This window comes from Saccharothrix australiensis, from assembly GCF_003634935.1.
Lineage (GTDB): Bacteria > Actinomycetota > Actinomycetes > Mycobacteriales > Pseudonocardiaceae > Actinosynnema > Actinosynnema australiense.
Map to the genome: position 1 here is coordinate 7,190,000 of NZ_RBXO01000001.1, position 18,177 is coordinate 7,208,176.

Annotated in this window: 12 protein-coding genes; 3 read left to right on the top strand and 9 right to left on the bottom strand. The window is 73.0% G+C overall.

What is annotated here, in order from left to right; translation table 11 throughout:
- Positions 1–18: 18 nt before the first annotated feature.
- On the top strand, positions 19–3,807 hold the full coding sequence (locus tag C8E97_RS30565; protein WP_246019275.1) for an ABC transporter ATP-binding protein: 3,789 nt from the start codon (positions 19–21) through the stop codon (positions 3,805–3,807).
- A 143-nt stretch (positions 3,808–3,950) separates the two neighbouring features.
- On the opposite strand, the gene C8E97_RS30570 is transcribed toward C8E97_RS30565, so the two are convergent.
- Positions 3,951–4,451 carry an SRPBCC family protein gene (locus C8E97_RS30570; RefSeq protein WP_121009096.1) on the bottom strand — a complete coding sequence of 167 codons (501 nt, stop codon included), beginning with the start codon at positions 4,449–4,451 and terminating at the stop codon, positions 3,951–3,953.
- A complete protein-coding gene (locus tag C8E97_RS30575) occupies positions 4,448–4,804 on the bottom strand; it encodes an ArsR/SmtB family transcription factor (protein WP_121012752.1) in 357 nt (118 codons plus the stop codon). The genes C8E97_RS30570 and C8E97_RS30575 overlap by 4 nt, the downstream gene beginning before the upstream one ends.
- 248 nt (positions 4,805–5,052) lie before the next feature.
- Here C8E97_RS30575 and C8E97_RS30580 point away from each other — a divergent pair, with 248 nt between their 5' ends.
- Both C8E97_RS30580 and C8E97_RS30585 read left to right on the top strand, forming a co-directional pair.
- Positions 5,053–8,739: a multifunctional oxoglutarate decarboxylase/oxoglutarate dehydrogenase thiamine pyrophosphate-binding subunit/dihydrolipoyllysine-residue succinyltransferase subunit gene (locus C8E97_RS30580; RefSeq protein ID WP_121009098.1), complete on the top strand. Its 3,687-nt coding sequence runs from the start codon at positions 5,053–5,055 to the stop codon at positions 8,737–8,739.
- 6 nt (positions 8,740–8,745) lie between these two features.
- On the top strand, positions 8,746–8,928 hold the full coding sequence (locus tag C8E97_RS30585) for a DUF6104 family protein (protein ID WP_121009100.1): 183 nt from the start codon (positions 8,746–8,748) through the stop codon (positions 8,926–8,928).
- A 55-nt stretch (positions 8,929–8,983) separates the two neighbouring features.
- On the opposite strand, the gene C8E97_RS30590 is transcribed toward C8E97_RS30585, so the two are convergent.
- The 7 genes from C8E97_RS30590 to hutH all read right to left on the bottom strand — a co-directional run bounded on the left by C8E97_RS30590 (position 8,984) and on the right by hutH (position 18,177).
- Complete coding sequence (locus tag C8E97_RS30590; protein ID WP_211347163.1) at positions 8,984–9,523, bottom strand: AAA family ATPase; 540 nt, start codon at positions 9,521–9,523, stop codon at positions 8,984–8,986.
- 234 nt (positions 9,524–9,757) lie between these two features.
- Positions 9,758–10,903 (bottom strand): imidazolonepropionase, encoded by a 1,146-nt coding sequence (gene hutI, locus C8E97_RS30595; protein WP_121009104.1) that lies wholly within the window; start codon positions 10,901–10,903, stop codon positions 9,758–9,760.
- Positions 10,900–12,165 carry a formimidoylglutamate deiminase gene (locus C8E97_RS30600; protein ID WP_121009106.1) on the bottom strand — a complete coding sequence of 422 codons (1,266 nt, stop codon included), beginning with the start codon at positions 12,163–12,165 and terminating at the stop codon, positions 10,900–10,902. Before C8E97_RS30600 ends, hutI begins: the two co-directional genes overlap by 4 nt.
- Positions 12,162–13,337 carry an allantoate amidohydrolase gene (locus C8E97_RS30605; RefSeq protein ID WP_121009108.1) on the bottom strand — a complete coding sequence of 392 codons (1,176 nt, stop codon included), beginning with the start codon at positions 13,335–13,337 and terminating at the stop codon, positions 12,162–12,164. Before C8E97_RS30605 ends, C8E97_RS30600 begins: the two co-directional genes overlap by 4 nt.
- Positions 13,330–14,982: a urocanate hydratase gene (gene hutU, locus C8E97_RS30610; protein ID WP_121009110.1), complete on the bottom strand. Its 1,653-nt coding sequence runs from the start codon at positions 14,980–14,982 to the stop codon at positions 13,330–13,332. The genes C8E97_RS30605 and hutU overlap by 8 nt, the downstream gene beginning before the upstream one ends.
- Positions 14,983–15,127: 145 nt before the next feature.
- Positions 15,128–16,570 (bottom strand): NAD(P)/FAD-dependent oxidoreductase, encoded by a 1,443-nt coding sequence (locus tag C8E97_RS30615; protein ID WP_121009112.1) that lies wholly within the window; start codon positions 16,568–16,570, stop codon positions 15,128–15,130.
- A 71-nt stretch (positions 16,571–16,641) separates the two neighbouring features.
- Positions 16,642–18,177 (bottom strand): histidine ammonia-lyase, encoded by a 1,536-nt coding sequence (hutH, locus tag C8E97_RS30620; protein ID WP_121009114.1) that lies wholly within the window; start codon positions 18,175–18,177, stop codon positions 16,642–16,644.

An 18,177-nucleotide genomic window follows, 5' to 3' on the forward strand; every position in this document is an offset into this window, starting at 1 on the left:
GTCGGCGGGAAATCAGGCGTGCTGAGCCGACTCCAGGCGGCCGAGCCGCCGTCTGCGGAGCAGCGGCAATCCAACACGGGTTGGATCCGCCGGCTGTCGGCGGCGTGCTGGCGGCACCGGTCGCTGGTGGTGTGGTCGGTGCTGGCCGCCGTCGTCGGGGTCGGGCTCCAGGCGTTCTCGCCGTTGCTGATCAAGGTCGCCGTGGACGACGCGGTGGCCGGGCGCACCGATCGCCTCGCCGTGCTCGCGGTCGTCCTGGTCGGCTTGGAGCTGCTGACGTTCGGCACCGCGTTCGTGCGCCGGTACCTGGGCGGGCGGCTCGCCGTCGACGTGCAGCACGACCTGCGGCAGGCGGTGTTCGGCGCGGTGCAGCGGCTGGACGGGCCCAAGCAGGACGCGCTGCGCACCGGCCAGGTCGTGTCGCGCTCGATCACCGACCTCCAGCTCGTCCAGAGCCTGCTGTCGATGACGCCGCTGGCGTTCGGCACGGTGGTGTTCGCGCTGGCGGCGCTGGTGGCGATGTGCCTGCTGTCCCCGCTGCTGACGGTGATCGCGCTGGTCGTGCTGCCCGCCGTGGGGTTCGTGGCCGCGCGCAGCCGGTTGACGCTGTTCCCGGCCACGTGGTCGGCGCAGCAGCGGGCGGCGGACGTGGCGCAGCACGTCGAGGAGACGGTCACCGGCGTGCGGGTGGTGAAGGGGTTCGGGCAGGAGGCCCGCGAGGTCGCGCGGCTGGAGTCGCGGGCGAAGGCGTTGTTCGCGGAGCGGATGCGGGCGGCCCGCCTGGCGGCCCGGCCGACGGCGACGCTGACCGCGCTGCCGTTCGTGGGCCAGGTGGCGGTGCTGGCGCTGGGCGGGTGGCTGGCGCTGCGCGGCGAGGTGTCGCTGGGCACGTTCCTGGCGTTCGCGGCCTACGTGGCGAACCTGGTCGGCCCCACCCGGCTGCTGTCCAGCCTGATGGTGACGGCGCAGCTGGCCCGCGCGGGCGTGGAGCGGGTGTACGAGCTGGTCGACTCGCAGCCCGACGTGGTGGACGGCGCGCGGGACGTGCCGCCCGGACCGGTGTCGGTGGAGCTGGACGGGGTGACGTTCGGGTACACGCGCAGCGAGCCGGTGCTGTCGGACGTGTCGCTGAAGGTGGCGCCCGGCGAGACGGTGGCGGTCGTGGGCACCGCCGGTTCGGGCAAGTCGACGGTGTCGCTGCTGCTGCCCCGGTTCTACGACGTGCACGCGGGCGCCATCCGGGTGGGCGGCGTCGACGTCCGCGACCTGCGGCTGGAGTCCCTGCGGCAGACCGTGGGCGTGGTGTTCGAGGAGGCGTTCCTGTTCTCGGACACGGTGCGGGCGAACATCGCCTACGGCCTGCCGGACGCGTCCGACGAGCAGGTCGAGGCCGCCGCGCGGGCCGCCGAGGCGCACGGGTTCATCGCGGACCTGCCGGACGGGTACGACACGGTGGTCGGCGAGCGCGGGCTGACGCTGTCCGGCGGTCAGCGGCAGCGGGTGGCGCTCGCGCGGGCGCTGCTGTCGGACCCGCGCGTGCTCGTGCTGGACGACGCGACGTCGGCGGTCGACGCGGCGACGGAGGCGGCGATCCACCGGACGCTGGCGGCGGTGACCGCGACCAGGACGACGATCCTGATCGCGCACCGGCGCTCGTCGTTGGCGCTGGCGGACCGGATCGCGGTGCTGGACGCGGGCGCGGTGGTCGACGTGGGCACGCACGCCGAGCTGGTGGAGCGCTGCCCGCTGTACCGGGAGCTGCTGGCGGGGCCGGGCGAGGCGATCGAGCAGGTCGACCCGCGCGCGGACGCCGCGCTGGAACCGGGGCCCGACGGCGTCACCCCGGAGCTGTGGCCCGAGCCAGTTGAGGACGAGGTGGCGGTCCGCGCGACGAACCGGGCGGTGGGTGCCGCGCGGGTCGCGAAGGGCGCGCGGGGCGGTGGCGGCACGTCGGCGCTGGTCGGGGGCACCCCGCCCACGCCCGACCTGCTGGCGCGGGTGCGCGCGCTGCCGCCCGCCGACGAGGAGCCCGACCTGCACGGGGAGGACCCGCGCGCGCCCGATCCGGGGTTCCGCCTGCGCACGCTGCTCCGGCCGGTGCGGTGGGCGATGCTCGGCGTGGGCGGCCTGCTGCTGGTCGACTCCGCGCTGGCGATCCTGCTGCCGAACCTGGTGCGGCTGGGCGTCGACCGGGGCGTGGTGGGCGGCGAGCCGGGCCTGCTGTGGCTGGCGTCCGCCGTCGGGCTGGCCCTGGTCGGCCTGGGCTGGGTGTCGACGGCGGCGGGCGCGGTGGTGACGTCGCGGGTGGGCGAGCGCCTGCTGTACCTGCTGCGCGTGCGCAGCTACGCCCACCTGCAACGGCTCGGGCTGGACTACTACGAGCGCGAGTTGGCCGGCCGGATCATGACCAGGATGACCACGGACGTCGACGCGCTGTCGAGCTTCCTCCAGACCGGGCTGACGACGTTCGTGATCAGCGTGCTGACCGTGGTCGGCATCGCCGTGGCGCTCGTGGTCACCGACCCGTCGCTGGCGCTGGTGGCGCTCGCGGTGCTGCCGGTGCTGCTGGTCGCGACGGTGATCTTCCAGCGGCTGTCGTCCAAGGCGTACGCCGAGGCGCGGGAACGGGTCAGCGCCGTGAACGCCGACCTCCAGGAGAACGTGTCGGGCCTGCGCGTGGCGCAGGCGTACACGCGGGAGGGGCGGTCGGCGAAGGCGTTCGCGGAGCGCAGCGACGCCTACCGGCGGTCCCGGATCCGGGCGCAGCGGTACATCGCGACGTACTTCCCGTTCCTTGCGCTGCTGTCCGGGGTGGCGCAGGCGGCGATCCTGGTGGTGGGCGCGTACCGGGTGGCGGCGGGCGCCCTGTCGCCGGGCGTGCTGCTGGCGTTCGTGCTGTACCTGGGCCTGTTCTTCGCGCCGCTCTACCAGTTGTCCGGCGTGTTCGACGGCTACCAGCAGGCCCGCGTCGGCCTGGTCCGGATCGGCGACCTGCTGCGCACGCCGACCAGCGTGCCGCCCGCCGCCGACCCGGTGCCGGTGACGCGGCTGCGCGGCGAGGTGGAGCTGCGGGACGTGACGTTCCGCTACCCCGGCACGTCCCGCGCGGCGCTGGAGGGCGTGTCGCTGCGGGTCGCGCCCGGCGAGACGGTGGCGCTCGTCGGCGAGACGGGCGCGGGCAAGTCGACGCTGGTCAAGCTGGTGGCCCGGTTCTACGACGCCACCGGCGGCGCGGTGCTGGTGGACGGCGTGGACGTGCGGTCCTACGACCTGTCGGCGTTCCGCGGGCGGCTCGGGGTGGTGCCGCAGGAGGCGCACCTGTTCGGCGGCGACGTCGCGGAGAACGTGGCCTACGGCCGTCCGTCGGCCGGTCCCGGCGAGGTCGAGCGGGCCGTGCGGGCGGTGGGCGCGCTGCCCGTGGTCGCGGCGCTGCCCGCCGCGTTCCGCCAGCAGGTGGGCGAGCGCGGGCAGGGCCTGTCCGCCGGTCAGCGGCAGCTCGTGGCACTGGCGAGGGCCGAGCTGGTGCAGCCCGACCTGCTGCTGCTGGACGAGGCGACGGCGGCGCTCGACCCGGCGACGGAGTCGGCGGTGCTGGCGGCGGGCGACCACCTGGCGGGTGCGCGGACGACGTTCGTCGTCGCGCACCGGCTGGCGACGGCGGCGCGGGCGGACCGGATCGTCGTGCTGGACCAGGGACGGGTCGTGGAGCAGGGCACCCACGCCGACCTGCTGGCGGCGGGCGGCCACTACGCCCGCCTGTGGGCGCACAGCACCGGCGAGCCCCTGCCCGACGACCCGAGGACCTGAGCGACCCGAGGACCTGAGCGACCCGAGGACCTGAGCGACCCGAGCCACCCGGCGACCCGAACGGCCCGAGCGATCCCCGGGGGCAGGTCGGTCCACCCCGCCCCCGGTGCGGGGTGGACCGACCACGACCGGTTCCGGGCGGGCTACCGCGCGTCGTCGCCCTGCTCGGCCAGCAGCTCGTCCAACTGCTCGTAGCCCTCGACGACGCCGACCTCCATGCCGCTGGACAGGATCAGGTCGCGCAGCTCCTTCGTGTCGAACGTGCTGGTGGTGCGCAGGCGCGTCCGACCGCCGCCCAGGTCCTCGAACGTCAGCGTCTCCAGGCAGACCCCGTCGGGGTAGCCCTCGAACGTGAACGTCTGCACGATCCGCTCACCGGGCCGGATCTCGTGGAACGAGCCGTAGAACGCGTACTCACCGTTCTCGTCCCGGTGCAGGTAGCGGTAGGCGCCGCCGGTCCTCGCCTCCCAGCGGGTCAGCTCCAGGGTGACCCCGCGCGGGCCCAGCCACCTCCTCACCAGCTCCGGCTCGACGTGCGCGCGGAACACGGCCGCCGGCGACGCCTCGAACTCGCGCTCGATGCGGATCGCGGGCAGCTCGGGGTCGACCACGATGGTGGCCTCGTTGCGCGAGGTGACGCTCATGACGCCTCTCCTTCCCGGGCGTGCGGGTGCTCTTCGTCGTCCAACTCGGCGAGCACGGCGTCCAGTCGCCGGTAGCGCTGCTCCGCCTGCCGCCGGTACCGCTCGATCCACTTGGTCATCAGGTCGAACACCTCCGCTTCCAGGTGCACCGGCCGCCGCTGGGCCTGTCGACCCCGGCTGACCAGCCCGGCGTCCTCCAGCACCTTGAGGTGCTTCGACACCGCCTGCACGGTCACGGCGTAGGGCTCGGCCAGCTCGGTCACGGTCGCGTCCGCGACCGTGAGGCGGGCCACCATGTCCCGGCGGATGGGGTCCGCCAGCGCCGCGAACACCCGCGAGAGCCGATCTTCCACCGCCACCCCCCTTGTTCAACCGTCCGGTTGAACAACCGTAGATCTCAACCCGGAGGTTTGTCAACCACGCGGTTGAACACCTCCGGAGCAGCTCCGGCGCCGCGCACGGGAACGATGTCCGGATCGATCCTGTGAGCGAGCACTCCTTGCCCACCCCCTCCTGTGTGTGAAGTGCGCCGGACGGGGGACTAGCCTGACCATGAGTGAGTCACCACCAAGAGCGAGATGGATAGAGGCGAGCGCCAGCCGTGTCCAGCAGCAGTCCTGCTTCACAGTTCGGCCCCAATGAGTGGCTGGTCGAGGAGATGTACGAGCAGTTCCTCGCCGACCCGTCGTCCGTCGACCCGGCCTGGCACGACTTCTTCGCCGACTACAAGTCGACGCAGCGGTCCGGGAACGGTGCGACCGCGGCGGCCGCGGAGAAGAGCACCTCGTCGACGTCCGCGCCGACCGCCACCGCGAGGACCGCCACCGCGCCGACCGCCACCGCGACCAAGCAGCCACCGGCGCCCAAGCCGCCGACGACGCTGCCGCCGACCACGGGCAAGCCGGCTCCCGCGCAGGCCGCCAAGGCCGCGCCGGTGAAGCCGGCCGCGGGCGAGGAGCAGAAGCAGCTCCGCGGCGCCTCCGCCGCGATCGCGAAGAACATGGAGCTGTCGCTCACGGTCCCGACCGCGACGAGCGTGCGCGCCGTGCCCGCCAAGCTGCTGGCCGACAACCGCATCGTGATCAACAACCACCTCAAGCGCACGCGGGGTGGCAAGGTCTCGTTCACGCACCTCATCGGCTACGCCGTGGTCCGGGCGCTCCAGGCGTACCCGAACATGAACCGGCACTTCGCCGAGGTCGACGGCAAGCCGTTCGTCGTCACGCCGGAGCACGTGAACTTCGGCCTCGCGATCGACCTGCCCGGCAAGGACGGCTCGCGCTCGCTCGTCGTCGCGTCCATCAAGGGCTGCGAGAACATGACGTTCACGCAGTTCTGGCAGGCGTACGAGGACCTGATCCGCAAGGCCCGCGCCGGCTCGCTGACCGCCGACGACTTCGCGGGCACCACCATCTCGCTGACCAACCCCGGCACCATCGGCACCAACCACTCGGTGCCGCGCCTCCAGGCCGGGCAGGGCGCGATCATCGGCGTCGGCGCGATGGAGTACCCCGCGCACTTCCAGGGCACCAGCGAGCAGGCCCTGGTGGAGATGGGCGTCAGCAAGATCATCACGCTCACCTCCACCTACGACCACCGCATCATCCAGGGCGCGGAGTCCGGCGAGTTCCTCAAGCGCATCCACCAGCTGCTGCTGGGCGAGGACGGCTTCTACGACGACGTCTTCACGTCGCTGCGCCTGCCGTACGAGCCGATCCGCTGGGTCGCCGACATCCCCGAGGGCGCGGTCGACAAGACGGCCCGCGTGATCGAGCTGATCGACGCGTTCCGCACGCGCGGCCACCTGATGGCCGACACCGACCCGCTGAACTACCGCCAGCGCAGCCACCGCGACCTGGACGTCCTGTCGCACGGCCTGACGCTGTGGGACCTGGACCGGGAGTTCCCGGTCGGCGGGTTCGCGGGCCGCGAGCGGATGAAGCTGCGCGACATCCTGGGCGTGCTGCGCAACTCGTACTGCCGCACGGTCGGCGTCGAGTACATGCACATCCTGGACCCGGAGGAGCGCCTCTGGATCCAGGAGCGGGTCGAGGTGCCGCACGAGAAGCCGCCGGCCACCGTGCAGAAGTACATCCTCTCCAAGCTGAACGCGGCCGAGGCGTTCGAGACGTTCCTCCAGACCAAGTACGTCGGCCAGAAGCGGTTCTCGCTGGAGGGCGGCGAGACCGTCATCCCGCTGCTGGACGCGGTGCTGGACAAGGCCGCCGAGCACGAGCTGGACGAGGTCGTCATCGGCATGCCGCACCGCGGCAGGCTGAACGTGCTGGCGAACATCGTCGGCAAGCCGATCTCGCAGATCTTCCGCGAGTTCGAGGGCAACCTCGACCCCGGCCAGGCGCACGGCTCGGGTGACGTGAAGTACCACCTGGGCGCCGAGGGCAAGTACTTCCGGATGTTCGGCGACGGCGAGACCAAGGTGTCGCTGACCGCGAACCCGTCGCACCTGGAGGCCGTGGACCCGGTGCTGGAGGGCATCGTCCGGGCCAAGCAGGACGCCCTGGACAAGGGCGGCGAGGGCTTCACCGTCCTGCCGGTCGCGCTGCACGGCGACGCCGCGTTCGCGGGCCAGGGCGTGGTCGCCGAGACGCTGAACCTGGCGCTGGTGCGGGGCTACCGCACGGGCGGCACGGTGCACGTGGTCGTGAACAACCAGGTCGGCTTCACCACCGCGCCGGAGAACTCGCGCTCGTCCAAGTACTCGACGGACGTCGCGAAGATGATCGGCGCGCCGGTCTTCCACGTCAACGGCGACGACCCGGAGGCGTGCTACTGGGTGGCCAAGCTGGCGGTGGACTACCGGCAGGCGTTCAACAAGGACGTCGTGATCGACATGGTCTGCTACCGCCGCCGGGGCCACAACGAGGGCGACGACCCGTCGATGACGCAGCCCGCGATGTACGACGTGATCGACACCAAGCGCTCGGTGCGCAAGACCTACACCGAGTCGCTGATCGGTCGCGGCGACATCTCGGTGGAGGAGGCCGAGAAGGCGCTCCAGGACTTCTCGTCGCAGCTCGAACACGTCTTCAACGAGGTGCGCGAGCTGGAGAAGCACCCGATCAAGACGTCGCCGTCGATCGAGCAGGAGCAGCAGGTCCCGGCCAAGCTGCCCACCGGCATCGACCGGTCCGTGATCGAGCGGATCGCCGACGCGCACGTCAACCTGCCCGAGGGCTTCACGCCGCACCCGCGCGTGAAGCCGGTGCTGGAGCGGCGCGCCAAGATGGCCCGCGAGGGCGGCATCGACTGGGCGTTCGCCGAGCTGCTGGCGTTCGGGTCGCTGGTGCTGGAGGGCCGCACGGTCCGGCTGGCCGGCCAGGACTCGCGGCGCGGCACGTTCGTCCAGCGGCACGCGACGCTGGTGGACCGCAAGAAGTCGGCCGAGTACACGCCGCTGCAGAACCTGTCCGACGACCAGGGCAAGTTCATGGTCTACGACTCGGTGCTGTCGGAGTTCGCGGCGCTCGGGTTCGAGTACGGCTACTCGGTGGCGAACCCGGACGCGCTGGTGCTGTGGGAGGCGCAGTTCGGCGACTTCGTCAACGGCGCGCAGCCCATCATCGACGAGTTCATCTCGTCCGGTGAGGCGAAGTGGGGCCAGGTCTCCGACGTCGTGCTGCTGCTGCCGCACGGGCACGAGGGCCAGGGCCCGGACCACACGTCGGGCCGCATCGAGCGCTTCCTCCAGCTGTGCGCGGAGGGCTCGATGACCATCGCGGTCCCCTCGACGCCGGCGAACTACTTCCACCTGCTGCGCCGCCACGCCCTCGACGGCGTGAACCGGCCGCTGGTGGTGTTCACCCCGAAGTCGATGCTGCGGCTGAAGACGGCGACGTCGCCGGTCGAGCCGTTCATCGAGGAGCGGTTCCACTCGGTGATCGACGACCCGACCAAGCCCGACCCGCAGGGCGTCGAGCGGGTGCTGCTGTGCAGCGGCAAGGTGTACTACGAGCTGGCCGCCGAGCAGGAGAAGCAGGGCGTCAAGGACACGGCGATCGTGCGCGTGGAGCAGCTGTACCCGGTGCCCGCCCGGAAGCTGACGGAGGCGCTGGAGCGCTACCCGAACGCGACCGAGGTCCGCTGGGTGCAGGAGGAGCCGGCGAACCAGGGCGCGTGGCCGTTCTTCGGCCTGGCGCTGCCGGAGCTGCTGCCGTCGCGGTTCGCGATCAAGCGCGTGTCGCGCCGCCCGATGGCCGCGCCGTCGGCCGGTTCGTCCAAGGTGCACGAGGTCGAGCAGCGCGAGCTGATCGCCAAGGCGTTCGAGTAGGTCGCGATGTACTTCACCGATCGCGGCATCGAGGAGCTGGAGGCCCGCCGGGGCGAGGAGGAAGTGAGCCTCGCCTGGCTGGCCGACAAGCTCCGCTCGTTCGTCGACGCGAACCCGGAGTTCGAGACGGCCGTCGAGCGCCTGGCCACGTACCTGGCGCGGGACGACGAGGACGATCCCGAGGACTGACCACCTCGGACCGGAAGGGGGCGGGCCCGCGCGGGCCCGCCCCCTTCCGCGTTGCTCACCCGAGCCGGCAGGCGCCCTCGTCGAGCAGCCGGCGCACGGCCGACACCGTCTCGGCGGGTTCCTGCCCGCCCGAGTCGAGGGCGTGGTGCTCCAACGGGCCGAGGTCGGCGAACTGGCGGTGCATCACGCGCACGGGTTCCGGGTGGGTCAGGGCGTCCGCGCCGCGCGCCGTGGCCCGCCCGAGGGTCGTGTCCTCGTCCGGCCGCAGCACGACGTAGTGCAGGGCGAGGCCGGTGCGCACGGCCGCCGCGCGGAACGGGTCGAGGAACCATGGCCCCACGACGCCGTCGCACACCACCTGGTAGCCGCCCGCGGCGTAGCCGAACGCGGCCTGCGCCACGACGTCGATCACGACCTCGTTCTGGCGGTGGGCTTCCGGCAGGTAGGGCGCGAGCCAGCCCTGCTTGATGTACCGGTAGAAGTCGTCCGTGTGCAGGTGGACGCTCGGGGAGAGCGCGTCGGTGAGCAGCCGGGCGACCGTGCTCTTGCCCGCGCCGGGAGGGCCGCTGAGCACGACGACTTGTCCTTGGTTCACAGAACCGATCCTAGGGAGCACAGGGACGCCGGGTGCCGAGCACGAGCGCCACCACACGTTGATGTGGTCGCGTTGCCTGATGTTCCCGGCTTGGTCCAGGACCTGCGTGCTTCGGGGCGCGTCGAGTCCGTGGTCGCCCTTCTGCCGTCCGGTTGCGTAGAACCCGCGCGACCGTTGTGCCGGGGTTGGGTGGCCTTGGCGGCGCGCGTCACGGGGCCCCCGGTCACCGTTGGGCTACCGGACCCGTTCTCCCTTGCGCCACACCGCGTGCGTCAACGGCACACCGGGCCGGTACGCCAGGTGGGTGGTGCTCGGCGCGTCGAGCACGTGCACGTCCGCCCGCGCGCCCACGGCCAGGTGGCCGATGTCGTCGCGGTCCAGGGCGATCCCGCCCGCGCGCGTCGCCGCGTAGACGGCTTCCTCGACCGTCATGCGCATCTGGAGCACCGCCGTCGTGACGCAGTAGGCCATCGACGTCGTGTACGAGCTGCCCGGATTGCAGTTGCTGGCCAGCGCGACCGTCGCGCCTGCGTCCAGCAGCGCCCGCGCGGGCGCCAGGGACTGGCGCGTCGACAGGTCGCACGCGGGCAGCAGGGTCGCGACGGTGTTCGAGCCGGCCAGCGCCTCGACGTCCGCCGCCGACAGGTACGTGCAGTGGTCGACGCTGGCCGCGCCCAGCTCCACCGCCAGCCGCACGCCGGGGCCCTCGCCGAGCTGGTTGCCGTGCACCCGCAGCCCCAACCCCCTGGCGGCGGCGGCCTCCAGCACCGCGCGGGACTGGTCCGCGTCGAACGCGCCCCGCTCGCAGAACACGTCGGCCCACCGGACGTGGGGCGCCACCGCGTCCAGCATCTCGCCGCACACCAGCGCGACGTAGTCGTCCGCGGCGGAACCCGGCGGGACGAGGTGCGCGCCGAGGAACGTGGTCTCGTCGGCGTACCGCGCCGCGATGCGGGCCGACCGCAGCTCGTCGGCCGTCGTGAGGCCGTAGCCGGTCTTCGTCTCGACGTGGGTCGTGCCCTGCGCGACGGCCTCCGCGACGTGGCGGCGGACGGTGGCCGCCAGTTCGTCGTCGGTGGCGGCGCGGGTGGCGTCGACGGTCGTCGCGATACCTCCCGCGGTGTAGGCGCGGCCCGCCATGCGCGCCTCGAACTCGGCGGTCCGGTCGCCCGCGAACACCAGGTGGGTGTGGCTGTCGACCCAGCCGGGCAGGACGGCGCGGCCACCCGCGTCGAACCGCTCGTCGGCGGCGGGCGCGGACGCGGCCGGGCCCGTCCACACCACGCGGTCGCCGTCGAGCACCAGTGCCGCGCCGGCGCGGCGGCCCTCGCCGGGCTCGTTGGTGGTCAGCTCGCCGATGTTCGTGATCAGGGTGCTCACAGGACCGCCTCCAGCAACCGGCCGACGTCTCCGAGGGTTTCGTGCACGCCGTCGCGCGCCACGACCCTGCCACCGGACACGACGGTCGTCACGTCGGACGCCGTCGCGGCCAGCACGACCTGGTCGGGGGCGCACCCCGCGGTGCGCGCCGAGCCGAGGCCGATCGCCACCAGGTCGGCGGGCGCGCCCGGCTCGATGCGCCCCGCCGCGGGCCAGCCCAGCGCGGCGTGGTTGGTCAGCGCCGCCACCAGCTCCGCCGGCGCGAACCGGCCGCGCCGGCCGGAGCGCAGGCGTTCGCCGTGCTCCAGGCCGCGCGCCTCCAGCAGCGGGTCGACCACGGCGTGCTGGTCGCTGCCCAGCGACAGCGGGCTGCCCGCGTCGCTCAGCTCGCGCGCCGGCCCGATGCCGTCGGCCAGGTCCGCCTCCGTGGTGGGGCAGAAGCACGCGCCGGTCGACGTCGAGCCGAGCAGCCCGACGTCCGCGGCGGTCAGGTGGGTGGCGTGCACGGCCGTCGTGCGCGGCGTCAGCGCGCCGGCCTCGTGCAGCAGCCCGGTGGGCGTCAGGCCGTACGCCTCCAGGCACGCCTCGTTCTCCGCCGGCTGCTCCGACAGGTGCACGTGCAGCGGCCGGTCCGGGAACGCGCCGGCCACCAGCGACAACGCCGAGCGCGGCACGGCGCGGACCGAGTGGATGGCCGCGCCGACCCGCGTGTTGCCGTCCTCGGGCAGGTCGGCGACCCGAGCGGCCCACCGCTCGGCGGTGCCGTCGGAGAACAGCTCCTGCACGCCGGTGACGGGCTGCCCGATGCCGCCCGCCAGGTAGCAGGCGTCGAGCAGGGTGATCCTGATCCCGGCGTCGGCGGCGGCCTGGCGCAGCGCCTCCCCCATCTCGTTGCCGCCGTGGTGGAGGTAGTGGAACTCGCCCACCGCCGTCACGCCGGCCACCGCCATCTCGGCGTAGACGGCCCGTGCCAGCCGCAGGTAGCCGTCCGGGGTCAGGCCCTCCGCCAGCGCGTACATGCGGTCGCGCCACGTCCAGAACGTGCCGCCGTCGGCGTGCGTCCGGCCGCGCAGCGCCCGGTGGAACGCGTGCGAGTGGGCGTTGGCGAACCCCGGGAGCACCATGCCGTACAGGCGTTCGCACCCGAGCGGAATGGTGTCCACAGTGGACACGTCGACGATCGTGCCGCGTTCCGCGCGCACCAGGACGCGGGAGGCGACGCCGTCCGGCAGCCAGGCCCGTTCACACCAGAAGCTCTTCATCGGGCCAGGTGCTCCAAGGTCGTCGCGAGCGCGGCCACGCCCGCCGCGCAGTCGTCGGCTTCGGCGAACTCCTCGGGGGCGTGGCTGATCCCGGTCGGGTTGCGCACGAACAGCATCGCGGTCGGCACGTGCGCCGCCAGGATGCCCGCGTCGTGGCCGGCGCCCGTGGGCAGCGCCGGGACGTCGCCCAGGACCGAGGACAGCTCGGCCGCGAGGCCGCGGTCGAAGTGCACGGTGTCGCCGTACGACTCCTCGGTGACCCGCACCTCGCAGCCCTCCTCGGCCGCCGCCGCCCGCGCCTCCTCGGTGATCAGCGCGACCACCTCGCGGGTGCGGTGGTCGTCCGCCGCCCGCGCGTCCAGCCAGACGTCCACCGATGAGGCGATCACGTTGGTGCCGCCGGGGTTGGGCACGAGCCGGCCCACGGTGGCCCGCGCGCCGCCGGTCGCGGCCCGGCGGGCGGCCAGCACCAGCCGGGACGCGGGCAGCATCGGGTCGCGCCGGTCCTCGATCAGGGTCGCGCCGGCGTGGTTGCCCTCGCCGGTGAACGTGAAGCGCCACCGCCCGTGCGCGAGGATGGAACTCGCCAGCCCCACCGGCACGGTGAGGCCCCTGCCCTGCTCGACGTGCAGCTCCACGAACCGCCCGACGGACGCCAGCGCGGCGTCGTCCCGGCCCATCCGCAGCGGGTCGAACCCCGCACGGTGCGCCGCCTCGCCGAACGAGACGCCGTCCGGGTCGGTCAGCGCGCACGCCGCCTCCGGTGGGATCGCGCCCGTCATCAGCCGCGAGCCCAGGCAGGCCACGCCGAACCGCCCGCCCTCCTCCTCGACGAACACCACGACCGCCAGGGGCCGGGACGGGCGGAAGCCCTTGGCGCGCAGCACGTCCACCGCTTGCAACGCCGACACGACGCCCAGCGGCCCGTCGAACGCGCCACCACCGGGCACCGAGTCCAGGTGGCTGCCGGTGACCACGGCGTCCGGGCCGGGCCCACCCCACCACGCCCACAGGTTGCCGTTGCGGTCCGGGTGCACGTCGAGCCCGCGCCGGGTCGCTTCCTCCGTGAACCAGGCGCGCAGCTCCAGCTCCACCCGGTCGAACCCGTGCCGGGAGTACCCGCCGCGCCGGGCGTCGCGGCCGACGTCGGCGATGTCCGCGAGGTCAGCCATGCTGCGCCATCGGGATGTGGACGCCCTGCTCGGCGGCCACGCGCGCCGCCTCCGGGTACCCGGCGTCGACGTGCCGCAGGACGCCCATGCCGGGGTCGTTGGTCAGCACCCGCTCGAGCTTGCGCGCGGCCAGCTCGGTGCCGTCCGCGACGGTGACCTGCCCGGCGTGGATGGACCGCCCGATGCCGACGCCGCCGCCGTGGTGCAGGGACACCCAGGTCGCGCCGGACGCCGTGTTCACCAGGGCGTTGAGCAGCGGCCAGTCCGCGATCGCGTCCGAGCCGTCCGCCATCGCCTCGGTCTCCCGGTGCGGGGAGGCGACCGAACCGCAGTCCAGGTGGTCGCGGCCGATCACGATCGGCGCGGACAGCTCGCCGCTCGCCACCATCTCGTTGAACCTCAGGCCCGCGCGGTGCCGCTCGCCGTAGCCCAGCCAGCAGATCCGGGCGGGCAGGCCCTGGAACTCCACCCGCTCGCCCACCATCCGGATCCACCGGGCGAGCTGCTCGTTCTCCGGGAACAGCTCCAGGATCGCCCGGTCGGTCTTGGCGATGTCGGCCGGGTCGCCGGACAGCGCCGCCCAGCGGAACGGGCCCTTGCCCTCGCAGAACAGCGGCCGGATGTAGGCGGGCACGAAACCGGGGAAGTCGAACGCCCGCTCGCAGCCGCCGAGCTTCGCCTCGCCGCGGATGGAGTTGCCGTAGTCGAACACCTCCGCGCCGCGGTCCTGGAACCCGACCATCGCCTCGACGTGGTCGGCCATCGACTCGCGGGACCGGTCGGTGAACTCGTCGGGGCTCTTCGCCGCGTAGTCCGCCCAGTCGTCCAGGTCGACGCCCTTCGGCAGGTACGCCAGCGGGTCGTGCGCCGAGGTCTGGTCGGTGACGACGTCGACCGGCACGTCGCGGCGCAGCAGCTCCGGCAGCACCTCGGCGGCGTTGCCGATCAGGCCCACCGACAGCGGGCGGCCCTCGGCCTTGGCCCGGAGCACGCGGTCGACGGCGTCGTCGAGGTCGTCCGCGATCTCGTCCAGGTACCGGGTCTCCACGCGGCGGCGCGCCCGCTGCGGGTCCACCTCGACGCACAGCGCGACGCCCTCGTTCATGGTCACGGCCAGCGGCTGCGCGCCGCCCATGCCGCCGAGCCCGGCGGTGACCGTGAGCGTGCCCTTCAGGGTGCCGCCGAACCGCTTGCGCGCCACGGCCGCGAACGTCTCGTAGGTGCCCTGGAGGATGCCCTGGGTGCCGATGTAGATCCAGGAGCCCGCGGTCATGTTGCCGTACATGGTCAGCCCGAGCCGCTCCAGCCTGCGGAACTCCGGCCAGTCCGCCCAGTCCGGCACCAGGTTGGCGTTGGCGATCAGCACCCGCGGCGCCCACTCGTGCGTGCGCAGCACCCCGACCGGCTTGCCCGACTGCACCAGCAGGGTCTCGTCGTCGCCCAGCAGGGTCAGCTCGCGGGAGATGGCGTGGAAGCAGTCCCAGTCACGCGCCGCCTTCGCGGTGCCGCCGTAGACCACCAGGTCTTCAGGGCGCTCGGCGACCTCCGGGTCGAGGTTGTTCTGCAGCATCCGCAGTGCTGCCTCGGTCCCCCAACTCCTGGCGGCGAGCTCGGTTCCCCGCCGCGCACGGATGTTCGCGTTCATGGCATCTGCTCATCTCTCCCGCGGTCGCGGGTTGTCCAACTTCGGTGGCTCTTGATGACGGGGGCGTGGACACGACAGTGCCCACGCCCCCAGTCGGTTCGGCACAGCGTCTACATCGGACCCTTCCCCTTCGCGGTCGGCTCGGTCAGGCGGGCTGCCTGACCAGGCCCACCCTCGGCTCGGTGACGACCTGGATGTCCTTCATCTTCGCGTCGACGCCCGCGGGGTCCCGGTAGATGTTCCACAGCACCGAGACCTCCAGACCGGGGAAGTGCTCCCGGTCCGGCCCCTGCGGAGCGGTCACCTGGGCCTCGTCCGCGTCCGCGAGGAGCAGTTGCGTCAGCGCACGGGTGTCCGAGGTCTCCGCCTCCCGCAGGTCGGTCATGCCCGCGATGATCTCGGTGAAGTTGCGCACCGGCTGGTCGTACCGGACCTGCTCGTGCACCAGGCGCTGCGACTGCCAGAAGAAGTCGTCCGCGCCCCGGTACCGCTCGTACATCCGGGACACGAGCACCAGCAGCCGCGTGTACGCCCGCCGGTAGGCGTACTCGAAGAACGCCAGCGACTCCTCCTCGGACAGGTCGCCGTTGAAGATCGACGACACCGACGCGGCCCCGAGCAGCGCGCTGAACTGGGCCAGGTGCACCCCGGTGGACAGCAGCGGGTCCAGGAAGCAGGCCGAGTCCCCGATCATGAGGTAGCCGGGGCCGCAGAACCGCTCGGCGACGTAGGAGAAGTCCTGCTCGGCGCGGATCGGGTCGCCCGAGTCCCCGTCGAGCAGCGTGGCGTCGTCGAGCAGCCCGTGCAGCGGCGGGCAGGCCCGGATCCGGTCGAGGTAGAAGTCCTTCAGCGAGTCGAAGCCCTTGCGCCGCTCGGCGAAGGTGTTCTTGTGCGTGACGAACCCGATGCTGAACCGGTCCTCGGTCAGCGGGATGTGCCAGTACCAGCCGTTCGGCGAGGACAGGCCGTTGAACCCGCCCTCCGGCGTGCCCGGCAGCAGCTTCGCACCGCGCCAGTAGCCCCAGATCGCGATGTTCTGGAACACCTCGTGGGACTGCCGGATCTTGAAGTGCTGGTTGGCCAGCACACCCGCCCGGCCCGAGGCGTCGATGAGGTAGTCGAACCGCTCGGTGTGGACGGTGTCGCTGTCGCGACCCACCCACTCGACCGCCGTCGGCCTGCCGTCGTCGTCGAACACCACCCGCTTCACCGTGGCGCCCTCGACCACCTCTGCACCCTGGTCGGCGGCGTTCCGTAACAGGATCTCGTCGTACTTGTCGCGCTCGACCTCCCAGGTCCACGCCTGGGCGTCGACGAGCTTCGCCCAGTCCAGCACCCACTCGTCGCTGCCCCAGCGGAACAACGAGCCGCGCTTGATGACGAAACCGTGCTCCTCGACCTTGTCCAGGGCCCCGGACAGCTTCAGCAGCGACTTGCACGAGGGCAGCAGGGACTCCCCGATGTGGTAGCGCGGGAACACCTCCCGCTCCAGCAGCCGCACTTTTATCCCGGACTTGGCCAGCAGGGCCGCTGCCGTTGACCCGGCCGGTCCCCCGCCGATGATGAGCACTTGCTTCCCAGATGACATGACGTATGCCTCCCAGTCGTCAACGCGTTCCCGTGCGGCGGCTCTTCATCGGTGGGTGTCGCCTTCGTCGTTCAGACCTCCGAGTGGTTCGCGACGGCGTCGAGCAGCGCACCCGACCGGATGAAGTCTTCGGCGGCGGCGATCTCCGGGGCCAGGTGGCGGTCCGGGCCGGGACCCGGCACGCGTTCGCGCAGGGCGGTGACCGCCGCCGCGGTGGCGGGGGCGGGTCGAAGGGGCGCGCGCAGGTCCAGCGCGCGGGCGGCGGTGAGGAGCTCGATGGCGAGCACCGTGCGCAGGCCGTCCACGGCCTTGCGCAGCTTGCGCGCGGCGGACCAGCCCATCGAGACGTGGTCCTCCTGCATCGCGCTGCTCGGGATGGAGTCGACGGACGCGGGCACCGCGAGCCGCTTCAGCTCGCTGACGATCGCCGCCTGCGTGTACTGGGCGATCATGTGGCCGGAGTCCACGCCGGGGTCGTCGGCGAGGAAGGGCGGCAGGCCGTGCGAGCGGCTGACGTCCAGCATGCGGTCGGTGCGGCGCTCGGCGATGCTCGCGACGTCCGCCACCGGGATGGCGAGGAAGTCCAGCACGTAGGCGATCGGCGCGCCGTGGAAGTTGCCGTTGGACTCGACGCGGCCGTCGGCCAGCACCACCGGGTTGTCGACGGCGGCGGCCAGTTCGCGGTCGGCCACCGCCTCGGCGTGGGCGACGGTGTCGCGGGCCGCGCCGTGCACCTGGGGCGAGCAGCGCAGCGAGTACGCGTCCTGGACGCGCGTGCAGTCGGGGCCGCGGTGGCTCGCCACGATCCCGGAGCCGGCGAGCAGGTCGGCCATCCGGCGTGCGCTGCGGGCCTGGCCGGGGTGCGGGCGCAGGGCGTGCAGGTCGGCGGCGAAGACGCGGTCGGTGCCCAGCAGCGCCTCCACGCTCATCGCGGCGGTCAGGTCGGCCACGTCCAGCAGCACGTGCAGGTCGCGCAGCGCGAGCACCAGCATCCCGAGCATCCCGTCGGTGCCGTTGATCAGCGCCAGGCCCTCCTTCTCGGCCAGCCGGACGGGCTCGATGCCCGCGCGCTCCAGCGCCTCGCGCGCGGGCACGAGGACGCCGTCGGCGTCCCGGACGTCGCCCTCGCCGGTCAGCGCGAGCGCGGCGGCCGACAGCGGCGCCAGGTCGCCCGAGCAGCCGAGCGAGCCGAACTCGCGCACGACCGGCGTGATGCCCGCGTTGAGCATCGCGGCCATCGCCTCGGCGGTCTCCAGGCGCACCCCGGTGTGCCCGCTCGCCAGCGTCTTCAGCCGGAGCAGCACGAGGGCGCGGACGACCTCCCGCTCCACCTCGGGCCCCGCGCCCGCGGCGTGCGAGCGGACGAGGGACTGCTGGAGGGCGGCCCGGCGGTCCGGCGGGATGTGCCGCACGGCCAGCGCGCCGAACCCGGTCGACACGCCGTAGGTCGGGCGTTCGGCCGTGGCCAGGCGTTCGATGTGCGCGCGGGCGGTCCGGACCGCCTCGCGCGCCGCCTCCGTGATCTCCACCCGCGCGTCGCCGCGGGCGACGGCGTGGACATCCTCGCGGGTCAGAGGTGCCGGACCCAGCTGAACGGGTTGTTGCAT